20 protein-coding genes and 1 pseudogene are annotated in these 25,749 nt (G+C 63.2%); 12 read left to right on the forward strand and 9 right to left on the reverse strand.

Annotation, left to right across the window (positions count from 1 at the left end):
• Positions 1–121: 121 nt before the first annotated feature.
• Positions 122–1,381, forward strand: a complete 1,260-nt coding sequence (locus tag ACLD1X_RS22060; protein WP_429371267.1) for a molybdopterin-dependent oxidoreductase — start codon at positions 122–124, stop codon at positions 1,379–1,381.
• 10 nt (positions 1,382–1,391) lie between these two features.
• Positions 1,392–2,036: a c-type cytochrome gene (locus ACLD1X_RS22065; protein WP_429371269.1), complete on the forward strand. Its 645-nt coding sequence runs from the start codon at positions 1,392–1,394 to the stop codon at positions 2,034–2,036.
• Between the two features lie 65 nt (positions 2,037–2,101).
• Here ACLD1X_RS22065 and ACLD1X_RS22070 read toward each other — a convergent pair whose 3' ends face one another.
• From ACLD1X_RS22070 to ACLD1X_RS22110, 9 genes are all read right to left on the reverse strand, one after another.
• Positions 2,102–2,908, reverse strand: coding sequence for a glycosyltransferase family 2 protein (locus ACLD1X_RS22070; protein ID WP_429371271.1), 807 nt, complete (start codon positions 2,906–2,908; stop codon positions 2,102–2,104).
• A gap of 150 nt (positions 2,909–3,058) precedes the next feature.
• Positions 3,059–4,639 carry an arylsulfatase gene (locus ACLD1X_RS22075; protein WP_429371273.1) on the reverse strand — a complete coding sequence of 527 codons (1,581 nt, stop codon included), beginning with the start codon at positions 4,637–4,639 and terminating at the stop codon, positions 3,059–3,061.
• A gap of 84 nt (positions 4,640–4,723) precedes the next feature.
• A complete protein-coding gene (locus tag ACLD1X_RS22080) occupies positions 4,724–4,924 on the reverse strand; it encodes a hypothetical protein (RefSeq protein ID WP_429371275.1) in 201 nt (66 codons plus the stop codon).
• Between the two features lie 209 nt (positions 4,925–5,133).
• Entirely contained in the window at positions 5,134–5,958 is an 825-nt protein-coding gene (locus ACLD1X_RS22085; RefSeq protein ID WP_429371277.1) for an SDR family NAD(P)-dependent oxidoreductase, read from the reverse strand.
• A gap of 30 nt (positions 5,959–5,988) precedes the next feature.
• A complete protein-coding gene (locus tag ACLD1X_RS22090; protein WP_429371279.1) occupies positions 5,989–6,405 on the reverse strand; it encodes a MaoC family dehydratase in 417 nt (138 codons plus the stop codon).
• A gap of 14 nt (positions 6,406–6,419) precedes the next feature.
• Entirely contained in the window at positions 6,420–6,860 is a 441-nt protein-coding gene (locus tag ACLD1X_RS22095; RefSeq protein WP_429371281.1) for a MaoC family dehydratase N-terminal domain-containing protein, read from the reverse strand.
• A gap of 29 nt (positions 6,861–6,889) precedes the next feature.
• Positions 6,890–8,074, reverse strand: coding sequence for a lipid-transfer protein (locus ACLD1X_RS22100; protein ID WP_429371283.1), 1,185 nt, complete (start codon positions 8,072–8,074; stop codon positions 6,890–6,892).
• A 27-nt stretch (positions 8,075–8,101) separates the two neighbouring features.
• Positions 8,102–9,202, reverse strand: coding sequence for an acyl-CoA dehydrogenase family protein (locus ACLD1X_RS22105; protein ID WP_429371362.1), 1,101 nt, complete (start codon positions 9,200–9,202; stop codon positions 8,102–8,104).
• Between the two features lie 767 nt (positions 9,203–9,969).
• A complete protein-coding gene (locus ACLD1X_RS22110; protein WP_429371285.1) occupies positions 9,970–12,786 on the reverse strand; it encodes a LuxR C-terminal-related transcriptional regulator in 2,817 nt (938 codons plus the stop codon).
• A gap of 196 nt (positions 12,787–12,982) precedes the next feature.
• Between ACLD1X_RS22110 and ACLD1X_RS22115 the strand changes: the two genes are divergently transcribed.
• From ACLD1X_RS22115 to ACLD1X_RS22160, 10 genes and pseudogenes are all read left to right on the forward strand, one after another.
• A complete protein-coding gene (locus ACLD1X_RS22115; RefSeq protein WP_429371289.1) occupies positions 12,983–14,137 on the forward strand; it encodes a CaiB/BaiF CoA transferase family protein in 1,155 nt (384 codons plus the stop codon).
• Positions 14,138–14,191: 54 nt separating this feature from the next.
• Positions 14,192–14,995: an enoyl-CoA hydratase/isomerase family protein gene (locus ACLD1X_RS22120; RefSeq protein WP_429371292.1), complete on the forward strand. Its 804-nt coding sequence runs from the start codon at positions 14,192–14,194 to the stop codon at positions 14,993–14,995.
• Positions 14,996–15,052: 57 nt separating this feature from the next.
• A pseudogene (locus ACLD1X_RS22125) lies at positions 15,053–16,612 on the forward strand (acyl-CoA synthetase); the annotation flags it as partial.
• A gap of 4 nt (positions 16,613–16,616) precedes the next feature.
• The gene (locus ACLD1X_RS22130) at positions 16,617–18,140 is read left to right on the forward strand and encodes an acyl-CoA synthetase (RefSeq protein WP_429371294.1); all 1,524 of its coding nucleotides are present in this window, start codon (positions 16,617–16,619) and stop codon (positions 18,138–18,140) included.
• Between the two features lie 251 nt (positions 18,141–18,391).
• The gene (locus ACLD1X_RS22135) at positions 18,392–19,531 is read left to right on the forward strand and encodes an acyl-CoA dehydrogenase family protein (RefSeq protein ID WP_429371296.1); all 1,140 of its coding nucleotides are present in this window, start codon (positions 18,392–18,394) and stop codon (positions 19,529–19,531) included.
• A gap of 28 nt (positions 19,532–19,559) precedes the next feature.
• The gene (locus ACLD1X_RS22140; RefSeq protein ID WP_429371298.1) at positions 19,560–20,768 is read left to right on the forward strand and encodes a lipid-transfer protein; all 1,209 of its coding nucleotides are present in this window, start codon (positions 19,560–19,562) and stop codon (positions 20,766–20,768) included.
• Positions 20,765–21,922: an acyl-CoA dehydrogenase family protein gene (locus ACLD1X_RS22145; RefSeq protein ID WP_429371300.1), complete on the forward strand. Its 1,158-nt coding sequence runs from the start codon at positions 20,765–20,767 to the stop codon at positions 21,920–21,922. The genes ACLD1X_RS22140 and ACLD1X_RS22145 overlap by 4 nt, the downstream gene beginning before the upstream one ends.
• Before the next feature lie 24 nt (positions 21,923–21,946).
• Positions 21,947–22,948, forward strand: a complete 1,002-nt coding sequence (locus tag ACLD1X_RS22150) for an acyl-CoA dehydrogenase family protein (protein ID WP_429371303.1) — start codon at positions 21,947–21,949, stop codon at positions 22,946–22,948.
• A 9-nt stretch (positions 22,949–22,957) separates the two neighbouring features.
• Positions 22,958–23,746 (forward strand): crotonase/enoyl-CoA hydratase family protein, encoded by a 789-nt coding sequence (locus ACLD1X_RS22155; protein ID WP_429371305.1) that lies wholly within the window; start codon positions 22,958–22,960, stop codon positions 23,744–23,746.
• Positions 23,747–23,904: 158 nt separating this feature from the next.
• Positions 23,905–25,737, forward strand: a complete 1,833-nt coding sequence (locus tag ACLD1X_RS22160; RefSeq protein ID WP_429371307.1) for a DUF1302 domain-containing protein — start codon at positions 23,905–23,907, stop codon at positions 25,735–25,737.
• Positions 25,738–25,749: the final 12 nt, after the last annotated feature.

Genomic DNA, 25,749 nt, shown 5'->3' on the forward strand with positions numbered 1-25,749 from the left:
GTTTGTTTATCGACATCGAACAATAAAGAGAACCCGCACTGGCACATCAAGGCTGATGCCTCTTCATCCTGATGAGGAACTGTCAGTTGCATCTCGATAAAGCAATCAAGGAGAGCGTGCAATGAAGTTCAGTTTTGTAGACGCCAGCCAGCCGAGCCGGCGGCGGGTTTTACGCGATGCATTCACTCTGGCTGTGGCGGCTTCGCCGTTGGCCAGCCTCGCCAGGGCTGCCGAGGAAAGCGGGTCGGTCAGCGAGTCCGCCGAGGAAGTGACTTTTGCCGCGGGCCCACGACCGCTGGTGCAATACCCGCAAAAGCGTCCGTTGACCCTGGTGACCACGCGCCCGCCGCACCTGGAGACGCCGTTCTCCGTCTTTAACGAAGGGGTCATCACACCCAATGACGCCTTTTTCGTGCGTTACCACCTGGCCAACTTCCCGACCAGCATCGACCCCGACACCTACCGCCTTACGATCAAGGGGGTGGTCGACACGCCGCTGTCACTGTCCCTTGCCGAGCTCAAGGCTCTCGCCGAGCCGGTGGAAGTGGTGGCCGTCAATCAGTGTTCGGGCAACAGCCGTGGCTTCTCGATGCCGCGGGTGTTCGGCGCTCAATTGGGCAATGGCTCCATGGGCAATGCGCGCTGGCTGGGGGTGCCGCTCAAGGCGGTGCTGGAAAAGGCCGGGGTGAAGGCCGAGGCCAGGCAAGTGACCTTCCGTGGCCTGGATAAACCGGTGCTGCCGAGCACGCCGGAGTTCATCAAGGCGCTGGATATCGGCCATGCCATGGACGGCGAGCCGATGATCGCCTGGTCGATGAATGGCACCGACCTGCCATTTCTCAACGGTTACCCGATACGCCTGGTGGTGCCCGGTTACTTCGGCACGTACTGGGTCAAGCACCTGAGCGAGATCGAAGTCGTCGACCATACCTACGACGGTTTCTTCATGGCCAAGGGTTATCGGGTTCCGGATAACGACTGCTTCTGCGTTGCTCCCGGCACTACGCCGGAGAAAACCCGGCCGATTTCAAAACTGCCGGTGCGCAGTTTCATCACCAGCGTCAAGCACGGCGACGTTTTGCCGCTGAACAAAAGCGTGGTGCTCAAGGGCATCGCGTTCGACGGCGGCGTCGGGGTGAACAAGGTGGAAGTGTCGATCGACGGCGGAAAAAACTGGCGTGAATCCACCCTCGGGCAGGACCTTGGCCGCTTCTCCTTCCGCGAGTGGACGCTGCCGATCACCTTTACCAGCAAGGGCGCCACGCAGTTGATGGTGCGAGCCAGCAACAGTGCCGGCGAGACGCAACCGCTGCAAGCCGACTGGAACCCCGGTGGCTACCGCCGCCATGTCGTCGAAACCAGCCACGTCACCGTCGCCTGAGGAGGGCCGCATGAAACCCATGAAATTCATGACCGCCTTGCTGTGCGCGGCTCAGGTCGGTCTGGCCGGCATGGCCGGCGCAGCACCCCTTTCGATTACGCTGCCGCCCGAAACGGCTGCCTTGAAGCCCAGTACATTGCCGGGCTACCCATTGGCCCAGCAGAAGTGTTCCATCTGCCATTCGGCCGACTACATCAACTTCCAGCCTCCGGGCATGAGCCTGGCGCAGTGGACCGCCGAAGCGAGCAAGATGCAGCACGTGTACGGGGCGCCGATCAGCGACCGGGAGGTGAGTGTTATCGGCGCCTATCTGGCGGTGACCTACGGCAGCGCCAAGGCGAGCGATGCCGATGTCCAGGCGGCCTCGAACCCGCCGGCGGATCAGCCTCCGACGGTGTCGGTGGCGAAAGTCGCCTCGGCCTTGCTCAAGGACAACGCCTGTCTGTCGTGTCACGCGGTCGACCACAAGGTCGTCGGCCCGGCCTATCACGATGTGGCAGCCAAATATGCCAATGACCCGCAGGCACTGGCCCGGGTCATGTCCAGCATCGAGCACGGCGGCAGTGGAAAGTGGGGGGATGTGCCCATGCCGCCTTTCGCGCAGTTGAGTTCGGATGATCTGAAAAGCCTGGCGACGTTCATCATGAGCCAGTGAGCCTGATGCAAAAAAGCCCGCTGAACCGGCGACGGTCAACGGGCTTTTTTGTGAGTGCGGTTTGTTCAGGACATCGAAGTATTGGCAGCACTGAAGCGCTTGACAATGTCCTGGTACATTCTGGTCCGTCGATGATCCTGGCCGTATCCGCCAGCAGCGGCGACGGTGCCGGCCTGGACGTGGTCCAGGTACTTGAAGATCTTGCCGGGCGACAGAAACACGACCTGGTAGCCAAGCCCGATCACTCGGTCCTGCAGCTCATAGCCGGGCACACGATCATCGATCTGGAAATGCAGACCCTGCTGCTTCATCAGCCTGCAATTCCACAGGGTGCAGAAGCTTTTCAGGTATGTCTCGGTGTAGGGCTTCGGTTCTTTTGAGCGCAGGCCCAGGGACAGTTTCAGGCGGCGGAAATGGTGCTTGGCGAAGCGTGAAGTGAAGCGCCAGACAGTCCTTGGCAGTCCGCGATTGAGTTGCTCGGTGCAGCCGACCGCGATGACGTTTCGATCCTTGGTGCAGTGCTCCATCATCATCGCAAAAACATTGGCATCGAAGACGAAGGTGTCGGTGTGCATCAGGAACAGATAGTCGGTTTCGACCCGGGCCAGTGCCATGTCCAGCGCCTTGCCATGGGCGATGTGGCCCGGCTCTTTGGCGGGCGCATCGCGCTCGATCAGATTGATCCAGTCGAGTGAGCGCAAATACTCGACGCTGGCATCCGCCGAACCGTTGTCCACCACCCAGACCGCAATGCCGGCTTTTTGTACAGGCTCGCGCAAAAGGTCCAGGCAGATCCTGGTCAAATCAAGGGTTTTGTAATTGACCAGCACGATGCTGAACGGTGGCTTGGCGCTTGTATCGACACTACCCATCTGCGAAATGCTCGACGACCCGAAAGCGTCGAAGACTAAAGAACCAACCTTAGCCCAAGCTTAATTTCAGCCGGGCCGGTTGGTCGTCGGTGCGTATTCCACCACGACAAAGCCCCGAATGACCGGGGCTTTGTCGTGGCGAGGCGCTTCTTACGGTTTGGCCTGGCTTTTCAGCTTTTCTTCGATTTTCGCGTCCACCGCCGCGCGGATCTGGTCAATGCTGAAGCTGGCGGGTTTCTGGCTCGGCGGGTACTCGATGAAGGTCTGCAGGAAGCGTGCAGCCTTGGCCACGCCTGCGGCCAGCAGGTAGGAGTTCTTCACCAGCCAGTCGTTGTACTGGTCCGAGACCAGGTCAGCGCGCTCATAGGGGTCCATGCGCAGGTTGAACAGCTTGGGCACGCGCAACGGCACGAAGGGGCTGCTCCACACCGCAAAACCGCCGGGTTCGCGTTGTTCGGCGAAGACCACTTTCCAGTTGTCGTAGCGCATCGAGACCAGCACACCGTCGTCATTGAAGTAGTAGAACTCGCGGCGTTCACCCTTGGGCTGCTGACCGGTCAGGTAAGGCAATTGGTTATAACCGTCCAGGTGCACCTTGAAACTGGAGCCGCCCGAGGTCGGTGCCCAGCCTTTCAACAGCTTGTCCTTCACCTCGGTATCGCCCGCCGCGGCGAGCAGGGTAGGGAACCAGTCCATGCCCGAGAACATCTCGTTGGACACCGCACCGGCCTTGATCTTGCCCGGCCAGCGCACAATCGCCGGCACCCGGTACGCGCCTTCCCAGTTGGAGTTCTTTTCGTTGCGGAACGGCGTGGTCGCCGCGTCCGGCCAGGAGAACTGGTTCGGGCCATTGTCGGTGGTGTAGACGACGATGGTGTTGTCGGCGATCTTCAGGTCGTCGAGGGTCTTGAGCAGTTTGCCGATGTCGCCATCGTGTTCGAGCATGCCGTCGGCGTATTCGTTGCCGGGCATGCCGCTCTGGCCCTTCATCGAATCACGCACATGGGTGAACACGTGCATGCGGGTGGTGTTCATCCAGACGAAGAACGGCTTGTCTGCCTTGGCCTGTTTCTCGATGAACGCCTGGGCCGCCGCGGTGGTTTCGTCGTCGATGGTTTCCATGCGCTTGGTGGTCAGGGCGCCGGTGTCTTCGATCTTGCCGTCGGCGTAGCTGTGAATCACGCCCCGTGGAGTACGGGTTTTGACGAAGTCGGGGTCGTCCTTGGGCCAGTACGGGCGCTCGGGTTCTTCTTCGGCATTGAGGTGATACAGGTTGCCGAAAAACTCGTCGAAACCGTGATTCGTCGGCAGGTATTCGTCGCGATCGCCCAGGTGGTTCTTGCCGAACTGACCGGTGGCGTAGCCCTGGGACTTGAGGGCTTGGGCGATGGTGATGTCGCGCTTCTGGATGCCGATCGGCGCCCCCGGTACGCCAACCTTGGTCAGGCCGGTGCGCAGCGGTGACTGACCGGTGATGAACGAAGAGCGCCCGGCGGTGCAGCTGTTCTCCGCGTAGTAGTCGGTGAACAGCATGCCTTCGTGAGCGATGCGGTCGATGTTCGGCGTCTTGTAGCCGACCACGCCCATGGAGTAGGCGCTGATGTTGGTCTGGCCGATGTCATCGCCGAAGATCACCAGGATGTTGGGTTTGTCGGCGGCATTGGCCGCCATTGCCATGACCGTTGTCGCCACCAGGGCGAGTTTCGGCAGCCACTTTTTTATGCGAGTCATCTGACCGGCTCCTTATTGACGGGCGTCGCGCAGGGCGACCGATCGCGATGTTCAGGGGGCGTCGGAAATAAAACGCCACCCGTATCAGGTGGCGTGATGGTCGACATGCAACACCGCACCCGTGACGCTGGCACCGGCGCCACTGGCCAGCAACAGCAGCGGGCCGTTGAGTTCCTGCAGGGCGGTGTCCTTGCCGCGTCCGGCGGCAATCACGTTGACCCGAATCCGGTGTGGTGTCAGTGACTGGGCCATGGCCTGGCTCAAGCTGTGCAGGATGTTGCGCACCAAGGGCCACCCGGGCGCCTGCGAGGCTGATCAAACGGGCGAAATGGGCACCGAGCCGGGTGGGGACCTGCGGTCATCACAACAATTGTGGCGAGAGAGCTTGTTGTGGGAGCGAGCCTGCTCGCGAAGAATGTCCGGACAACGCGGTCATTCAGATGAGGCGCGTTATCGTTGACGTCCATCGCGAGCAAGCATCGCTCCTACAGGGTTTATTGCAGATTGCCGGCCACCGCGATGGTCTGCGCGGTGATGTAGTTCGACTCCGGCGAGCAGAACAGGTACACGGCGTCGGCTGCTTCCTGCACGGTGCCCGGGCGGCCCAGCGGGTTGCGCTGGGCGAACGACTTGGCCGCTTCCGGGCTGATGCCGACGCGGATGTCACGACCTTCGATGTTCACCGTGGCGCCGGCATGGGCGTCGGCCTTGGTCATGCGGGTCTCGATGAAACCGAAGGCCACGGCGTTGACGTTGACCTTGAAACGCCCCCATTCACGGGCCAGCGCACGGGTCATGCCGATCACACCGGCCTTGGCCGAGGAGTAGTTCATCTGCCCGGCGTTGCCGTTGAGCGCCGACACCGACGAGATGTTCACCACCTTGCGGAACACCTCGCGCTCAGCCGCCATATCCGCCTGGGCCTGGGCCTTGATGATCGGGTAGGCGGCACGCAGGATGCGGAAGGGTGCGGTCATGTGGCAGTCGAGAATAGCGTACCACTGCTCGTCGCTCATCTTCTGGATCACGTCGTCCCAGGTGTAGCCGGCGTTGTTGACGATGATGTCGATGGCGCCGAAATTGTCCATCGCGGTCTTGACGTAGCGGTCGCCGAAGTCCGGGGCGCTGACGTTGCCGTGGCAGACGGCCGCTTCGCCACCCAGCTGGCGAATCATTTGCGCAGTCTCGTGGGCCGGATCGGCATCCAGGTCGTTGATCACGATGCGCGCGCCTTCGCTGGCCAGTTTCAGGGCGATCTGCTGGCCGATGCCACGACCGGAGCCGGTGACCAGTGCGACTTTGCCTTCGAGTTTTGCCATGGGGTGTTGCTCCTCAATTCTTGGGTTTGTTTACAGAGCGATCACGGCGTCGCCAACGATTTTGGTCTCGCCGTATTGATTGGTGGTGCGCACTTCGACCTTGATCCGTTGTTCGCCGTCGATTTCGAAACGCTCGACGACGGTGCCGGTGCAGGTGATCTGGTGGCCCAGGTGGGTAATGCCGAGAAAGCGCACGCCGAACTCGCGCAATTGGCGCTGATCGACCCACTGGGTCAGCAGGCGTGCGAGGTAGGCCATCGACAACATGCCGTGGGCGAACACATCGGGCATGCCGGCTTTACGTGCGTAGTCGGTGTCGATGTGAATGGCGTTGTGATCGCCCGACGCACCGGCAAACAAGGCCAGGGTGGTGCGGTTGATTGGCGGCAGGGCCAGTGGCGGCAGGGTGTCGCCAATGTTGATCTTTTCCAGGCTAATCGCGTTCATCAGGGTTCTCCGCTTCAGCTGTTGCGCTGCACAAGCACGCTGCGCAGGTCCGCAACGTGCTCGCCGTGCTGGTTGGTGACTCGGGTTTCGCGCACTACGAACTCCAGCGCGCCGCCTTTCTTGTCGTAGATGTCGGCGATGCGTACGTCGAAGCGCAGGGTGTCGCCGGCGTAGGCCATGCGGTGATAACGGAACGATTCTTCACCGTGCAGGATGCGTGCGGTGACGATGCCCAGTTCGTCGCGCCAGGCGTTGGACGGGATCTGGAATTCCAGCGAGAACAGAAAGGTCGGCGGCAGCGGCAGGTCGGGATGACCGGCATCGCGGGCGGCCTGCACGTCGAAATAGATCGGGTTGGTTTCTCCGGTGGCCTTGGCGAAAAAGCGCAGTTGTCCGGCTTCGGCGGAGGCGAGGAACGTGGGCAGTTGTCTGCCGATGTGTTTCTTGTCGATCATCTTAATGGCTCCCTGGGTTACCGGCCGCGTCAGTTTTTCTGGTACACGGTCACCACGCAGGCGCCGCCCAGACCGAGGTTGTGCTGCACTGCGATGCGCGCGTTCTGCACTTGGCGTTGCTCGGCGGTGCCGCGCAACTGGTGCGTCAGCTCGTAGCATTGGGCCAGGCCGGTGGCGCCCAGCGGGTGGCCCTTGGAGAGCAGGCCGCCGGACGGGTTGGTCACCCATTCGCCGCCATAGGTGTTGTCGCCATCGTTGACCAGTTGCTCGGCGCCGCCTTCGGCGCACAGGCCCAGGCCTTCATAGGTCAGCAGCTCGTTCTGCGCGAAGCAGTCGTGCAGTTCGATGACATCGATGTCTTTGGGACCGATACCGGCCTGGTTGTAGGCAATGTCGGCAGCCATGCGCGTCATGTCGAAACCGACCACACGGATCATGTCCTTGGCGTCATAGGTGCTCGGCAGGTCAGTGGTGAGGGCCTGGCCAGCCATCAGCACGTCGGTGCGCAGGCCGTGTTTTTTCGCGAAGGCTTCGGAGACCACGATGCTCGCTGCGGCACCACAGGTGGGCGGGCAGGCCATCAGGCGCGTCAGCACGCCTTCCCATAGCATCGGTGCGGCCAGGACTTCTTCGGTGCTGACCACATTGCGAAATACGGCCAATGGGTTGTTGGCGGCGTGACGGCTGGCCTTGGCGCGGATCTTGGCGAAGGTTTCCAGGCGCGTGCCGTACTTCTGCATGTGCGCGTAGCCGGCACCGGCGAACTGGCGGATCGCGGTTGGCAAGTCGGGCATGCCGACCAGTTCGTTGGTCAGCTTGAGGGCCCGCTCGGTGGCCGGTGCACGGTCGGTCCAGGCCGATTTCAGCGCGCCCGGATTCATCTGCTCGAAGCCGAATGCCAGGGCGCAGTCCACCGCGCCGCTGGCCACGGCCTGACGGGCCAGGAACAGTGCGCTGGAGCCGGTCGCGCAGTTGTTGTTGACGTTGATCAGCGGGATTCCGGTCATGCCTACGCGGTACAGGGCTTTCTGGCCGCAGGTGGAGTCACCGTAGACGTAGCCGGCGTAGGCCTGCTGAATGTCGCTGAAGTCCAGCCCGCAGTCGGCCAGGGCCAGGCGAATCGCCTGTTCACCCATGATGTCGTAGGGCTCGTTGGTCCCCGGTTTCTTGAACTGGATCATGCCGACGCCAGCAACGAACACTTTATTGCTCATCGTTGTTTTCCTTGTTGTTAGAGAGGTTCAGAGCTTGCGCGCGATCACTTCGCGCATGACTTCGCTGGTACCGCCGTAGATGCGGTTGACGCGCATGTCGACGAACGCACGGGCAATCGGGTACTCCATCATGTAGCCGTAGCCGCCGTGCAGCTGGACCATGTCGTCGATGCATTTCCACAGGGTTTCGGTGGTGTGGAGCTTGGCGATGGCGGCTTCTTCGAGGGTCAGCCGGCGACGCATGTGTTCGCCCAGGTAGTGGTCGACCATCACCCGCAGGGCGGTGGCCTGGACCTTGATGTCAGCGAGTTTGAATTTGCTGTTCTGGAAGTCCCACACGGTCTGGTTGAAGGCCTTGCGGTCTTTGACATATTCGACGGTCTGCTCCAGCAGGCGCTCAAGTTTGGCGGCCGCCGAGATGGCGATGGAAAAACGCTCTTGCGGCAGTTCCCCCATCAGGTAGGTGAACCCCAGGCCTTCCTCGCCGAGGCGGTTGCCCACCGGCACGCGAACGTTGTCGAAGAACAGCTCGGCGGTGTCCTGGGCGTGCTGGCCGACCTTTTCCAGCTTGCGGCCATGCTTGAAACCGGCGCGGCTGGTTTCCACGGCAATCAGGCTGATGCCCTTGGCACCGGCAGCCGGGTCGGTCTTGCACACGACGATCACCAGGTCGGCGGTCAGGCCGTTGCTGATGAAGGTCTTGCTGCCATTGATCACGTACTCGTCACCATCGCGCACGGCGGTGGTGCGCACGGCCTTGAGGTCGCTGCCGGTGCCGGGTTCGGTCATTGCGATGGCGAGGATGATTTCGCCGGCGCAGATGCCCGGCAGCCATTTCTGTTTTTGTTCTTCATTGCCACAACGGTTGATGTAAGGGGCGATCACGTCGGAATGCATGCCGAAGTAGGCACCGCTCACGCCAGCCCTGGCGAACTCTTCGTTGAACACCGCGCAGTGGCCGAAATCGCCGCCACCCCCGCCGTATTCGGTGGGCAGGGTGATGCCGAGCAAGCCTTCGCGGCCGGCCTTGAGCCAGGTTTCCCGGTCGACCTGGCCGGCCTTGTCCCAGGCGGCCTGGCGCGGCAGGCATTCACGCTCGAAAAAACGGCGCACGGTGGTGCGGAACATCTCATGGTCGTCGCGGAAAACGGTTCGGGCGATGTGCACGCAAGACTCCTCATCAATGGCAGGCCGGCCTTGGGCCGGACGCTTACGCAAGGCGCGGACTGCGCCTGTGATCTGAGGGTTACGATAGGCTTGGGCACATCGGGCGAACGCCACCCGAGGTGGGTGGCCGGGTCTGGAAAGCAACACAAATCAATGTGGGAGCGAGCCCGCTCGCGAAGGCGGTGTGTCAGTCAAAGGTAGTGTTGAATGTGACGGCCTCTTCGCGAGCAGGCTCGCTCCCACAGTGGACCTTCAGCGACCAGGACAGATGGGTACGGCTCAGCTCACTCTGTAGGAGCGAGCTTGCTCCGGGCGGCGTTCCGACGAAAAACGTCAGCACGACGTGGGCATTCAGACAACCCGCGTCATCGTTGTCCTCCATCGCGAGCAGGCTCGCTCCCACAGTGGATCTTCAGCGACCAGGACAGATGGGTACGGCTCAGCTCACTCTGTAGGAGCGAGCTTGCTCGCGATGGAGGACAACGATGACGCGGGTTGTCTGAATGCCCACGTCGTGCTGACGTTTTTCGTCGGAACGCCGCCCGGAGCAAGCTCGCTCCTACAGAGTGAGCTGAGCTGTACCCATCTGTCCTGGTCGCTGACGATCCACTGTGGGAGCGAGCCTGCTCGCGATGGAGGACAACGCTGACGCGGGTTGTCTGAATGCCCACGTCGTGCTGACGTTTTTCGTCGGAACGCCGCCCGGAGCAAGCTCGCTCCTACAGGGTTTATTGGTTGTCTTGGGTCTGCGATTCCAGATCCCGCACCCGCGCCACCGCTTCATCGCGGCTGCTGACGCCGAGTTTGCTGTAGATATGGCTCAGGTGCCATTTCACTGTTTCCGGGGACAGTCCCAGGGCACGGGCAATCTTCTTGTTGGGCAGGGCCTGGGCCAGCAGGCGCACCACTTCGATTTCCCGCTCGCTCAACGGCTCGATGCCGGTGGCGAGCGGTTTGCTTGTCGCGCTCGGCGAGGGTTTGCCCGTAGGGACGGCGGGTGTCGTGACCTGTGCCGCTTGCAGGCGCTCGACATAAAACGCCAGCACCGGGTCGAGGTTTTCTTCCTTGCCGGCAATATCGCCAATCAGATCCAGCGCATCGGGGTGGGCATCGAGCAGGGTACGCAGCATGCCCAATCGTTGGCCGCGGCGCAGCGCTTCCATGACCCTGGTACGCGCAATCTCCCGGTTGCCACGGCGGGATTCGATCACGGCACTGAGGACCATCAGGCGCACCGTGGCCAAATGCCGACGTTGCAGGTCACAGGTTTCGATCAGCCGTTCAATGCGTTGCAGCGCACCGTCGAGGTCACCCTGGTGAATTTGCCAACGCGCCCGCACGTTCTCGGTGAGGATGTTGATTTCCTTGAATGCGCTGGGACCGGAGTCGCGGTGACGGGCGTCTATCGACTCCAGCCGGGCCAGTTTGGCCTCGGCGATGGCTGTCTCGCCGAGCAACGTATTCCAATACACCTGCCAGGTCAGGCAGTAGGTCTGCAGGCGATCCAGGCCAAGCTTGGTCGCGTACTCGTCGAGTCGGTCGATGAAGGCGAACGCTTCCTGACGGTTGCCGGCCAGCCACTGGACCTTCCAGAGCACCTGAAGGACGCGCAGGACCGAGTCCGGAATCGAAATCCGCTCAAGAATATCGACCCAGCCCGCCAGCAGTTTGAACGCGGCGTCCAGGTCATTGGTTTCGTAGAGCACCTCGCCCAGCAGGGCGGTGGCGAGGTACGTTGCGTCGGTCCCGGCTTTTCCGCACTGGGCGGCTTCATGCAGCACATCGCGATAGACCCGTTCGGCCAGCTTCATCTGGCCTTCCAGGGCGTGACTCAACCCGACCAGGCAACGCCCCTGCAGGCTGCCCGCCGTGGTTCCCAGAAGCGGTTCGCCATTGATCAGCAAGGCAGGGCGGTCAAGTTGCACCTGACGGGCCCGTTCGTAGTCACCGCGGTGCATGTAGAGCCAGGACAGGATATTCAGGCACGAGCCAACGGCAACGGCGTTGCTGCCCGCGGGCGGGTCGAGCAGTTGCGGCAGTACGGTCATCGCAGCGTCGGTGTCATCGCGTTGCAGGGCCAGTGAGGCCCGCAGCAGTGCGATCATGAAGCGGTCATGGACGTCGCTTTCGGGAACGTCCCTGAACAGTTGATCGAGGCTTTGCGCGCAGGCCGCGAAATCCCGCGCATAGAGCTGCATCCGGGTCTTGAGAATACGCAATTTGACCCGCGCCTGGACTTGCTCGAACGGCAGCAGCCGGACCAGTTCGATCAGCATGCGCAAGTCGCCATGGGCATACAAGGCTTCGGCGTGCTGCTCCACCAGATCGGCCGCGGCATCGGGGTCGCCTGCCATGACGGCATGGTGAACCGCTTCGTCCAGGTATTGGTGGTCGTGAAACCAGACCCAGGCTCGTGCGTGCACCGCCTGTTGTTCGATCTTGCTGCGCGAGTCGAAATACTTGAGCAATGTCTCGCGCAGTAATGGGTGCAAGCGATACCAGGTTTCGCGCCCGGCGCTGTCCACCGGGATCAGGAACAGGTTGTCCCGCTCCAGGCGGGCCAACAGCGTGCTGGCCGAGCCGACCGCTTGCGGATTGCCGCTGAGGGCGGCGCACAGGGATGCGCAGAAACGGTTGCAGACGGCCATGAGCAGCATCAGGTCCAGATCTGTCGGGGTCAGGTGAGACAGCACCTCGACTTCGAAAAACTTCGCGAACGCCTGATCGTCGCGCACTTGTGTCTGATCGGTGGCCGTGACAGCCGAACGATTCTTCTTGCGGCTGACCGCCAGCAGTTGCAGCCCGGCCACCCAGCCATCGGTCAGCTCATGCATCTGCCGGGCGTCGCGGGCGCTGACGTCGCCCAGTTGGGTCTTGAGAAACTGTTCGGATTCGGCGGGAGTGAAACGCAGGTCCCGCAGGTTCAGTTCCAGCACCAGCTCCTGGCTGCGCAAGCGTGCCAGGGACAACGGCACGGCACTGCGCGACACCAGCGCCAGATGCAGGTTGGCCGGAGCGTAGTCGATCAGCCATTGCAGGGCTTGATGGATGCCGACGTCGGTCAGGTGGTGCAGGTCATCGAGCACCAGCACCAGTTCACGGCCACGGCTGGCAATGCTGCGCACCAGGGTGATGACCGTGCGTTCCACGGCTTCGCTGTCGATGCCACGGCCTTCCAGTTGAGTCGCTTCAAGCACGAGCAGTGGGTCGATCTGGCCGAGGCTCGCCAGCAGGTAGTCAAGAAAACGCGTCAGTTCGTTGTCATCCGCCGACAGCGTCAGCCACGCCACGTCGAACCCCAATGGCAACAGCGCCTGGCGCCAGGCGATCAGGGTCGAGGTCTTGCCGCAGCCGGCCGGCCCCTTGAGCACGATGCAGCGCAGGCGGCGGGCCTTGAGCATTTGCTCTTGCAGGCGTTCGCGGGAAATCAGGCGCCCGGCGCTGCGCGGCGGAATCAGTTTGGTGCTGACGATCGGGGACTGAACCGGATTGAAGGCCTGGCTGGCATGGGTGTCCGATGCATTGGACTTGCGGTGTTTGTCCATGGGGCTGTCCGATTCTTTCTTGTTTTGTGAGTACGTCGAATCTCATCGAGTGTAACCCAGACCATGGGCGGCATGAGCCTGTCTTTGGCGGCCACCACCCGATGCGGGTGGTGGTCGTCGATCAACGGATTGTTCTACTGGAAGGCACAAGAATAGGAGTGCTGCGGCGCTCCGTCAGAACAGTGGAGCGTTGGCGATGGGCGTACTGAGCGGCATTCGGGTGGTGGAGTTTGAGGCAATCGGGCCGGCGCCGTTTGGCACCATGCTGCTGGCCGACATGGGTGCCGACGTGGTGCGTATCGACCGCCCGCAGAAGGCCGCTGACCTTGGGCCCAAGCTCGAAGGCAAGCGTGCCGATATCACCGGGCGCAATCGTCGTTCGGTCACCCTCGACTTGAAGCGCCCGGACAGTGTCGCCGCTGCGCTGGACCTGATCGAGCGTGCCGACGTGCTGATCGAAGGGTTTCGCCCCGGCACGATGGAACGCCTGGGCCTTGGCCCCGAGGTCGCGCTCAAGCGCAATCCGCGTCTGGTCTATGCGCGCATGACCGGTTGGGGCCAGACCGGTCCGATGGCCGACCGCGCCGGGCATGACCTGAACTACATCGCCTTGTCGGGCGTGCTGTCGAGCATCGGCCCGGCCGGGGGGCGACCGGTGCCGCCGCTGAACCTGGTGGGCGACTACGGCGGTGGCGGCATGCTGTTGGCGATGGGCGTGCTGGCGGCGCTGGTCAATGTGCAGCGCGGTGGTGCCGGGCAGGTGGTCGACGCGGCCATGACCGAGGGGGCGGCGCAGTTGGGTTCGGCGATCTGGGGCCTGCTGGCCGGCGGGCACTGGAAAGAACAGCGCGGCAGCAACCTGCTCGATGGCGGTGCGCCCTGGTATGACACCTACCAGACCCGCGACGGCCAGCACATGGCAATCGGGCCGATTGAATCGCGCTTCTATGCGCAGATGCTGGAAATTCTCGGACTCTCCAACGCAGACCTGCCCAATCAGCATGACCGGGCTGGCTGGCCGCGTCTGCGTGAGGCATTCACCGCCGCGTTCCTCGGCCGTACCCGCCAGCAATGGGAAGAAGCCTTCGAAGGCAGCGATGCCTGCGTTGCGCCGGTGCTTGGGCTCGCCGAAGCGACAAGGCACCCCCACGGCGTTGCCCGTGGCAGCTTCATCGAGGTCGACGGGGTGGTGCAACCAGTCCCGGCGCCGCGTTTCCTTGGCACGCCATCGGCACAGCCGCGACCGGCGCCCGAGCGTGGTGAGCACGGCGGCGACGCACTGCGCGACTGGGGTTTCGACACGGCGGCCATCGAGCGCTTGCGTGAACTGGGCCTGGGATTGCGCGCCTGAGCGCGTCCGCCTCGAACAACAACATAAAGATCGGCGCAGCGCAGGAGCTCGTCCATGGCCATTCAGTTCAAGATCATCGATCACGTGGCACTCATCACGCTCGATGCGCAACAGTCGAACAACGCGCTGTCCGTCAGCGATCTGATGCACCTGCGCAAGACCCTGGGTGCCTGCCAGGATGACGAGCAGGTGCGAGTCATCGTCCTGACCGGCGCCGGTGAGCGCGGGTTTTGCAGCGGTGCGAGCCACAAGGAATCGTTGCTGGCGGCCTCCGGTTTTGTCGCCGGCACCCTCAAAAGCCGCGAGACCGAAGCCGAGGAGGGTGGCTACAGCCGGCTGTTCGACCTCAGCGACCTGGACATCTGGAAACCGGTGATCGCCGCCATCAATGGTGCCTGCCTGGGCGGCGGTCTGGAGTTGGCGTTGCAATGCGATCTGCGCATCGCCTCGGCCAGCGCCACGTTCGGCTTGCCCGAAGTGCGCGACGCGACCATTCCGGCAGCCGGTGGCGTGCAGTACCTGCTGCGTGCGATTCCAGCCGCACACGCGATGAAAATGGCCCTGACCGGCGAACCGATCAGTGCGCAGCAAGCCTTGAATATCGGTCTGGTCATAGAGCTGTTGCCCCAGGACCGTCTGCTGCCAGCGGCGCTGGACCTGGCCGAGCGCATTGCCGCCAACGGCCCGCTGGCGGTGCAGTCGATCAAGCGCCTGGCCTTGCAGACCGCCCACCTCGCCCCCCGGGATTTCGTCGCCCTGGCCCATCTGCACTGGGGCCTGCTGCGCGACAGCGAAGATCACGCCGAAGGGCGCATGGCCCAGGTCGAGCAGCGTTCACCAAAGTACACCGGCACCTGACACAACGGCCAAGCGCCGCCTTCGTCCTGACCTGACAATAATAATTCACAGGAGAACCCCATGTATCTGACCCAAGGCCTGCACCGCATGCTGCAGCAACGTCCCCAAGCCGTGGCGACGGTCTTTCGCGAGCGTCGTCGCACCTATGCCGAACTGGCCGACCGGGTGGCGCGGCTGGCCGGGGCCTTGCAGCAACTGGGGATGCGGACCGGCGACCGGGTCGGCTTGCTGGGTTTGAACTCCGACCGCTTCCTTGAGTACTTCCTGGCGACCTGGTGGGGCGGCGGCGTGGTCAACCCGGTGAACATTCGCTGGAGCGTGCCGGAAATCGTCTACTCCCTGGACGACTGCGACACGCGCATCCTGCTGATCGACGACACCTTCCTGGCCATGGCCGAAGACATCGCCAGCAGCGCCAGGGTGCGGCCACTGCTGATTCACATCGGCGACGGGCCCTTACCGCAAGGCATGTTGTCCTATGAGCAACTGATTCATGATGCCGAGCCGGTGGACGACGCGTTTCGCGGCGGTGACGATCTGGCGAGCATCATGTACACCGGCGGCACCACCGGCCAGCCCAAGGGCGTGATGCAATCGCACATGAACCTGTGGACCGCTGCCGTGGCCCGTGCGGCCGATGTGCCGGTGCCGGCGGACGCCCTGACCCTGCACATCGCACCGATGTTCCACCTGGCGGCGTTGTCGCGGGTGATCCTGATTTCCTTGCTGGGCTTGCCGAGCATTTTCGTCCCGGGCTTCGATGCCCAGGACGTGATGCACACCATCGAGCGCGAGCGCATCACCGACATCCTGATCGTGCCGACCATGCTTGCGGCGCTGATCATGCATCCTGATTTCGCCAGACATGACCTGAGTTGCCTGCGCAGCCTCACTTATGGCGCCTCGCCGATTGCCGTGCCCCTGCTGGAGCTGGCGCTGAAGGCCTTGCCGAATGTCGAGTTCACCCAGGGCTACGGCATGACCGAAGCGGCGCCACCCATAACTGCCAACGGTCCGGAAAACCACAGCGCCGAAGGCATCGCCAACGGTCGCCTGCGCTCGGCCGGGCGACCGGGGCTGGGCGTCACGGTGCGCATCGTCGATGACAATGACAACGAAGTGCCCTGCGGCACCGTCGGCGAAGTGGTGGTGCGCGGGCCGAACATCATGCTCGGCTACTGGAACAAACCCGAGGAAACCGCCAAGGCCTTGCGTGGTGGCTGGATGCACACCGGCGACGGCGCCTACATGGACGCCGACGGCTTTATCTACATTGTCGACCGTTTCAAGGACATGATCGTCAGCGGTGGCGAGAACGTTTATTCCGGTGAAGTGGAAAGCGCCATTGCCAGTCACCCGGCCGTTGCCGCCTGCGCGGTGATCGGCATTCCTTGCGCACAGTGGGGCGAAGCGGTGCACGCGGTGGTGGTGCTCAAGCCGGACAGCGATGTGGCCAGCGCCCAGCTCATCGAGCATTGCCGCCGCCAGATTGCCGGCTACAAGACCCCGAAATCCGTGGAGTTCCGTACAGCCTTGCCGCTGTCCGGTGCGGGCAAAGTGCTCAAGCGCGATCTGCGCGAGCCGTTCTGGCGTGGCACCGATCGGGGCGTGAGCTGACCGCATGTACATGACCCAATGCCTGCAACGTACGTTGCAACAGGACCCGGGACACATCGCGACCCTCTTCGCTGACCGCCGCCACACCTACCGCGAGTTTGGCGAGCGTGTCGCCCGCCTGGCGGGTGCCTTGCAGGCGCTCGGCATGGCGGCGGGTGACCGGGTCGGCATGCTCGCGCTCAACAGCGACCGCTACCTGGAATACATCATGGGCGTATGGTGGGGCGGTGGGGTGCTCAACCCGGTGAACGTGCGCTGGAGCGTGCCGGAGATTGTCTATTCGCTGGACGATTGCAGTACCGGCATTCTCATCGTCGACGAACACTTCGCGGCGCTGGCCGAAGGCATCTGTGCCAGGGCCCGTCGCGCGCCGTTGCTGATTTATGCGGGGGACGGTGCGGTGCCGGCCGGCATGTTGGGTTTCGAGCAACTGATTGCCCAGGCCATGCCGATCGAGGACGCCGGGCGTGGTGGTGAAGACCTCGCCTGCATCATGTACACAGGCGGTACCACCGGGTTTCCCAAGGGCGTGATGCAGTCGCACCTGAACCTGTGGTCGGCGTGCATGCCGCGCATGGTGGACATGCCGCCAATCCGCGGCGGCCTGTTGCTGCATGTGGCGCCACTGTTCCATGTCGCCGGCCTGGCCCGTGCCCTGGTTCAGTTCCTGGCCGGTGAAAGCCATGTGCTGGTGGCGAGCTTCGATCCACTGCAGGCATTGCAGGTGATCGAGCGCGAAAGGGTCACCGAGACGCTGCTGGTGCCGACGATGATCCTTGCCCTGTTGGCCCACCCGGACTTCGAGCGCCACGACCTCGGCAGCCTCAAACGCCTGACCTACGGTGCATCGCCCAGCGCCGGGGATATGGTCGAGCAAGTGCTGGCGAAACTGCCGGACATCGAACTCTCACATTCCTACGGGCTGACCGAGGCCTGCCCGGTGGTGTCCAGCAACCTGCCTTGCAACCACACGCCCGAGGCGCGCCTCAGTGGGTTATCGCGATCGGTGGGACGTGGCGGCCTGGGCGTCAATGTGAAGATTGTCGACCCGCAGGGCCGGGAGGTTGCGCGCGGCACTGTGGGCGAGATCATCGTGCGCGGGCCGAACATCATGCAGGGCTACTGGAACAAGCCCGAGGAAACCGCCAAGGCGCTGCGCAACGGCTGGCTGTTCACCGGCGATGCCGCGTGGATGGACGAGCAGGGTTACCTGTTCATCGTTGACCGCTTGAAGGACATGATCGTCAGTGGCGGGGAAAACGTTTACTCGGCGGAGGTCGAGAACGTCCTTGCCCGGCACCCGGCAGTGGCGCTGTGTGCGGTGATCGGCGTCCCTCACGAGCAATGGGGGGAAGCGGTGCATGCGGTAGTGGTGCGCAAGCCCGGTGCCCAGGTCGATGAAGAGCAATTGCGCCTGCACTGCCGCGAATTCATCGCCGGCTACAAGTGCCCCAAGAGCGTGGAGTTCCGCGATGATCTGCCGCTGTCGGCCGCCGGCAAAGTCCTCAAGCGCGAGTTGCGCAAGTAACCACACCACAAATCCCTTGTGGGAGCGGGCTTGCTCGCGAAGGCGTCGGCACATTAAACATTGATGTTGACTGACACACCGCTTTCGCGAGCAAGCCCGCTCCCACAGGGGACTGTGTTCCATTCCCTGAGTTCGTTGTTCAGCCCTCCAGATTCGCTACCCGATCCGGGTGGCTTCACCACCCACCCGCATCAATACAGTGGACTCACGAACCGGGCGCATGCCTGCCTGGCAACCCACTGGAGATCCCGATGCACATCAACCGTACCGTCTACCGTGAAGACCACGAAATGCTGCGTGAAACCGCGCGGCGTTTCTTCGAGCGTGAATGCCTGCCCAAGCAGGCGCAGTGGGACGAGGCCGGGCAGGTCGATCGGGAAACCTGGCTCAAGGCCGGGCGCCACAACCTGTTGTGCCTGACTGTGCCGACCGAGTACGGCGGTGGCGGCGGTGACTTCGGCCACTCGGCGGTGCTGATCGAAGAGCTGTACCGCACCGGTGTCTCGGGCTGGAGCCTGGGTGTGCATTCGGACATCGTCGCACCGTACATCGTGCGTCTGGGCACTGAGGAGCAGAAGCAGAAGTGGCTGCCGAAAATCTGCTCCGGCGAAACCGTGCTGGCGGTGGCCATGACCGAGCCGGGCACCGGTTCCGACCTCAAGGCGATCCGTACCACCGCCGTGCGCGACGGTGACGAGTGGGTGATCAACGGCAGCAAGACCTTCATCAGTAACGGCCTGACCTGCGACATGGTCGTGGTGGTGTGCAAGACCGATCCGGGCGCCGGGGCCAAGGGTTGCAGCCTGATCATGGTCGAGTGCAATCGCGAAGGTTTCCGTCGTGGGCGCAAGCTGGAGAAGGTCGGCCAGCACGCGGCCGACACCGCCGAGCTGTTCTTCGACGAGGTGCGTGTGCCGGTGGGCAACCTGCTCGGTGAAGAAAACAAAGGCTTCATGCACTTGATGGAAGAGTTGCCGCAGGAGCGCCTGGTGATCGCCCTGTACAGTGCCGCCAAGCTCGAACGCCTGCTGGAGCAGACCGTCGAGTACGTGAAGGACCGCAAGGCTTTCAACCAGACCGTCTGGGACTTCCAGAACACCAAATTCAAGCTCGCCGACATCAAGGCCAAGGCCACCGCCGTGCGCCTGACCATCGACCACTACATTGCCGAACACATGCGCCGGCGCCTGACGGTGCAGGAATCGGCCATCGCCAAGCTGTTCGCCACCGAGACGCTGTGCCAATGCATCGACGACATGGTCCAGCTGCACGGCGGCTACGGCTACATGCTCGAGTACCCGATTGCCCGCGCCTTCGTCGACATGCGCGTCACGCGCATCTTTGGTGGCACCAGCGAAGTGCTGCGCGAACTGATCGCGCGCCAGTTGTGATCCTTCCCCCTCATTTTCAGGTGACACCATGAGCGAAAAAGTACTGGTTGCCGGCGTCGGCATGATCCCGTTCCGCAAGCCCAGCGACAGCCCGACCTATGTGCAGATGGGGTCCGAGGCCGTGCGTCTGGCCCTGGCCGATGCGGGCATTGATTACCGTCTGGTGCAGGAGGCGTATGCCGGTTACGTCTATGGCGACTCCACCAGCGGCCAGACCGTGCTGTACGAAGTGGGCATGACCGGGATCCCGGTGGTCAACGTCAACAACAACTGCTCGACCGGCTCCACCGCGCTGTACCTGGCGCGCAAGGCCATCGAATCCGGTTCGGCCGATTGCGTGCTGGCGGTGGGCTTCGAGCAGATGCAGGGCGGTGCGTTGAAATCCCACTGGGACGACCGCCCGCCAACCCGTGAACGCTTTTTGCCGATCCTGCGTGGCCTGACCGCCGACATGGACGGCATGCCCCAGGCCATCCGGACCTTCGGCGGTGCCGGGCGCGAGTACATGCACAAATACGGCACGAAAATGGAAACCTTTGCCGCCGTGCGCGCCAAGGCCAGCCGCCATGCGGCCAACAATCCGCTGGCGCTGTTTCGCAAGGTGCTCAGCGTCGAAGACGTGATGAACGACCCGGTCATTCTGCCCGGTGTGATGACGCGTCTGATGGCCTGCCCGCCGACCTGTGGCGGTGCAGCGGCCATCCTGGTGTCCGAGCGTTTTGCGAAAAAGCATGGCCTGCGCCGCGACGTGGAAATCGTCGCCCAGGCGATGACCACCGATACGCCGCAATCCTTCAATTTCGAAAAACCGTCGATGCTCGACTGGGTCGGTACCCACATGACCCACGCTGCGGTGGGCCAGGTCTACGAGAAGGCTGGTGTTGGCCCGCAGGACATCGATGTCTGCGAACTGCATGACTGCTTCGCCCAGAACGAAGTGATCTGCTACGAATCCCTGGGTTTCTGTCCCGAGGGTGGCGCCGAGAAGTTCGTGATGGATGGCGACAACACCTACGGTGGGCAAATCGTTGTCAATCCGTCCGGTGGCCTGCTCTCCAAGGGCCATCCATTGGGCGCGACCGGTTTGGCGCAGTGCTACGAGCTGACCCGACAATTGCGCGGTAACGCCGAGCAGCGCCAGGTCGACGGTGCGCGCCTGGCCATGGCCCACAACCTCGGACTGGGCGGCGCCTGCGTGGTGACGCTGTACGGCAAAGTCAGCGGAGGTGCCCAGTGAGCGGCTTGCTCGACGCCTTCCGACTGACTGCGCTACCGCCACACGCCGAGGCCTTTCGTGCCGAGGTCAAAGCCTTTCTGGCCGAACATCTGCCGAGCGCTTCGCCGGCTGTGCGAGCGCGCAGCTGGACCGGTTTTGACGCCGACTTCAGCCGCCGACTCGCGCAACGCGGCTGGGTCGGGCTGACCTTGCCGGCCGCTTACGGCGGCGCAGGACTGGATGCGTTCAGTCGCTTCGTGCTGGTCGAGGAACTGCTGTCGGCCGGTGCCCCGGTGGCGGCGCACTGGATCGCCGACCGGCAGAGCGGGCCGTTGATCCTGAAATTCGGCAGTGATGCGCAGAAGGATTTTTTCCTGCCGCGCATCTGCGCAGGCCAGGCGTTTTTCTGCATCGGCATGAGCGAGCCGAACTCGGGTTCAGACCTGGCCAGCGTGCGCAGCCGTGCCACCCGTTGCCCTGAAGGCTGGCGCCTGAGCGGGCGCAAGATCTGGACCACCAACGCCCACCACGCCGACTACATGATCGCCCTGGTGCGCACCAGCGGTTCGCCCGAGGACCGTCACAACGGCCTGTCGCAATTCATCATCGATCTCAGGCAGCCCGGCGTCAGCGTGCGTCCCATTGTCGACCTGGCGGGCGACGCGCATTTTTCCGAAGTGGCCTTCGACGACGTCTTGCTCGGCGCAGACGCGCTGGTGGGCGAGGAGGGCAGCGGCTGGAAGCAGGTCAACGCCGAACTGGCGTTCGAGCGCAGCGGGCCGGAGCGTTTCTACTCCAGCATCGTGCTGCTCGACCTGTGGGCCGATACGTTGCGGCGCAAGGGTGCCACTGCCCAGGAGACCGCGTTGCTCGGCAGTTTCCTCAGCCAGCTCACCTGCCTGCGCAACCTTTCGCTGGCACTGACGGCGTTGCTCGCCCGGGGCGAAAGCCCGGTGGTGGAAGCCGCGCTGGTCAAGGACATCGGCACCGAATTCGAGCAGGCGATCCCGGCGGCGATTGCCGCGGCGATCAGTGCCGATCCGGATGTGCCCGTCGATGAGGCGCTGTACAGCACCGTGGCGTACCTCAATCAGGTCGCGCCGACATTCTCGTTGCGCGGCGGCACCCGGGAAATCCTGCGCGGCATGATCGCCCGCGGCCTTGGCCTGCGCTGAGGCGCATCGAATAGGAAAGTGTTCATGTTCACTGAAGCCATTGAAAAAATCCTGACTGACCTGTGCACGCCGGCCCTGGTCCGGGCGGTGGAAAACGGCGAAGGCGCACCAGCGTTGTGGAGTGCCCTGGAAGACAGCGGTTTTCTGGAGTTGTTGACGCCGGAAGCGGCCGACGGCGCCGGGCTGGGCCTGGATGCCCTGTTGCCGATTTTCGTTGCATTCGGTCGCCACGCCTTGCCGGTTCCGGCGGCGCAGAGCATCGCCGCCCGCGCACTGATGCGTGCATGCCCGATCGCGCCACCCGCTGGAATGATCACCCTCAGCGGTACGGCCTATAGCGAGATCGACGGCACGCTGTGCGTCCCGCGCATGGCCTTCGGCCTGCTGGCCGACTTTGCCCTGGTGAACCTGGAAGGTCAGTTGCTGTTACTCGATTGCAGCCTGGCCCTTCGTCAGCCCGTCGGCGTTCACGCCAGTCAGTGCGCCACCTTGTATTGGCCGCCAGAGACCTTGGGGTCGGCCATTGGACACAACGGTGAAGAGGTTCGGTTGTTTCATGCCACGATCCACGCCGCCGCCATCGCCGGGGCCATGGAAACCGTGATCGGCATGACGCTGGAGTACTGCAACGACCGTGTCCAGTTCGGCAAGGCCATCGGCAAGTTCCAGGCGGTGCAACACCAGCTCAGCGTAATGGCGGAGCAGGTTGCCGCATCGCGCATCGCCGCGGAACTGGCGTTTTGCGCCGGGCGCCAGGTGCCGGACCGGATGGCCACCGCCATCGCCAAGGCCCGTACCAGCATGGCCGTGTCGCAGGTGACCGCGACGGCCCATGCGCTGTTCGGCGCCATCGGCGTGACCGAAGAGCTGGACTTGCAACTGTTCACTCGACGCTTGCACGAGTGGCGCATCAGCGAAGGTTCGGAAACCTGCTGGAACGCGATTGTCGGCCAGGCGTTGCTGGCGCAGCCGAACGTCACGGCCAGCGAGTTCGTGCGTCACGTCACCCCATCTCCATCGGCCTGAGGATCTCCCATGAGCCCGTTTTTGAAATACGAACAGGACGGCCATGTCGTCACCCTGACGATGAATGACCCCGAGCGACGCAACCCGCTGACCGGCAACAGTGCCGTGCCCGAGTTCCTCGAAGCCATCGAGCGTATCGAGCGCGACAGCAGCGTTCGCGCCGTGATCATCACGGGCGCCGGCACGGCGTTTTGCTCAGGTGGCAACGTGCGCGACATGGACCGCTACGCGCAGATGTCGGGCATGCAATTGCGCCAGGAATATCGCACCGGCATCCAGCGCCTGCCCCTGGCGCTGTTCAACCTGGAAGTACCGGTGATTGCCGCGGTCAATGGCGCGGCCATCGGCGCGGGGCTGGACCTGGCGTGCATGTGCGACATCCGCGTGGCGTCCGAGCAGGCGAAGTTTGCCGAGAGCTTCGTCAAGCTGGGGATCATTCCGGGGGACGGCGGCGCCTGGCTGTTGCCACGTATCATCGGCCTGTCCCGTGCCACCGAGCTGACGCTGACCGGGCAAATGATCGACGCCCGCCAGGCGGAGCAATGGAACCTGGTGTCCCGGGTCGTACCCGCTGAACAATTGCTGGATACGGCAAGGGAAATGGCCAACGCCATTGCCGCCAACCCACCCCACGCGGTGCGCCTGGCCAAGCGCTTGTTGCGCGAAGCCTTGCACACCCGGCTCGACACGCTGCTGGAAATGTCCGCGACATTCCAGGTGTTGTCGCACCAGACCGCCGACCACCGCGAAGCCGTGGCGGCCTTTATCGACAAGCGCGTGCCGAGCTTTACCGGGTGAATGTCACCGAGCGTAACGCCCTGCGTACAGCGGGTCGTTACACCGCGCGAAACCTTGCGACCAACAGCGTTCCAAATCACCCGTTCGGGTGTGAGGAACGCGCCGGAGCCCCACTAGCATGGGCTCTCCAACACTTAATCCTTAACCGGAGAAACCGCATGACAACAAAAACAATGCGCGGAGTCTTCCAGCCGAGTCTGCTGGCCGTAGCTGTGATGGTTGCCTCTTGTGCGAGCAACCAGGCTCACGCTGTTGATTTCAACATCGGGGAAATTCAGGGCAATTTCGATTCGTCGCTGTCGATTGGCGCGAGCTGGTCGACGGCGGATCCAGACAAGCAGTTCATCTCCAACTTCAACTCCCAGGGCGTCACCGGCGGCGAGTCTGCATCCCGGACCACCGACGACAACCGCCTGAACTTCAAGAAGGGTGAAACCTTCTCGAAGATCTTCAAGGGCGTGCATGACCTGGAACTCAAGTACGGCGACAGCGGCGCCTTCGTGCGCGGCAAATACTGGTACGACTTCGAGCTGATGGACGAACACCGTCCGTTCTACGACATCGATGACTCGGGGCGCGACCGCGCGGCCAAGTCTTCCGGGGCGATGTTCCTCGACAGCTTCGTCTACCACAACTACACGATTGGCGATCAGGTCGGCAACGTGCGCCTGGGCAAGCAAGTGGTGAGCTGGGGCGAGAGTACCTTCATCGGCAACTCGATCAACAGCATCAACCCGATCGACGTCGCCGCCTTGCGTCGCCCCGGTGCGGAAGTCAAGGAAGGCCTGATTCCGGTCAACCTGCTGTATGTGTCCCAGGGCCTGGCCGACAACATCACCGCCGAAGGCTTTTATCAGCTGCAATGGGACAAGTCGGTGGTGGACAACTGCGGCACCTTCTTTGGCAGTGACGGCGTGGCGCAAGGCTGTGACGACCGCCTGGTGTTCGCCGGCCTGGACCTGCCGCCGGGCGTGGCGAAGAACACCGGTAGCCTGGCGGCCATTGCCGCCGGGACTGATGACGCCTTCATTCCGCGCCTGAAAGACAACGATGCGCGCAACAGCGGCCAGTACGGCCTGGCACTGCGCTGGTACGTGCCGGAAGCCAATGACACCGAGTTCGGCGCCTACGCGATGAACTATCACAGCCGCAACCCGTTCCTGAGCGTCAACCAAATGACCAGCACGGCTGGCGGCGTGGCATCGGGGCGCAGTGCCCGCTACTTCATCGACTATCCGGAAGATATCCGCCTGTACGGTTTGAGTTTCCAGACCAACGTCGCGGGTGTCTCGCTGGGTGGTGAGCTCAGCTACCGGCCGAACATGCCCTTGCAACTGAACACGGCTGACTTGCTCTCCGCCGCCACCTTCGGTGCGACCTCGCCGCTGATCACCACCGGTTTCGCCGGCCGCAACCTGGGTGCCGAGGTCAATGGCTACAAGCGCATGCCGGTGACCCAGGCGCAGGTGACCGCCACGCAGTTCTTCGATCAGGTGTTCGGCGCCAATCGCCTGACCCTGGTGGGTGAGGTGGGTTACAACAAGATCAACGGCCTGGGCAAGGCGGACGGCACGGACCTGCGCTTCGGCCGCAGCCCGGCATTCGGTTCCGGTGAACTGCCGGGTGCCGCGGGCGCAGCCGCCTGCCGTGGTACCGCGGCAGGCCTGCCCAACGCCAGCAACCCGGCGCAGGAATGCAACAACGATGGCTTCTACACCAGCAGCAGCTGGGGTTATCGCCTGCGCGGCAAGCTCGATTACCCGAACGTGATCGCCGGCATCAACCTGTCGCCGAGCATTGCCTGGTCCCACGACGTCCAGGGTTTCGGCCCGAACTTCGATGAAGGCTCCAAGGCCGTCAGCCTCGGTGTCGATGCCGATTACCAGAACACCTACACCGCCAGCCTGAATTACACCAACTACTTCGGTGGCGATTTCAACACCAACGTCGACCGCGACTACGTTGCGCTGAGCTTCGGCGTGAATTTCTGATGCAACCCTGCC

It is taken from the genome of Pseudomonas sp. 18173 (genome assembly GCF_050432945.1).
Taxonomy (GTDB): Bacteria; Pseudomonadota; Gammaproteobacteria; order Pseudomonadales; family Pseudomonadaceae; genus Aquipseudomonas.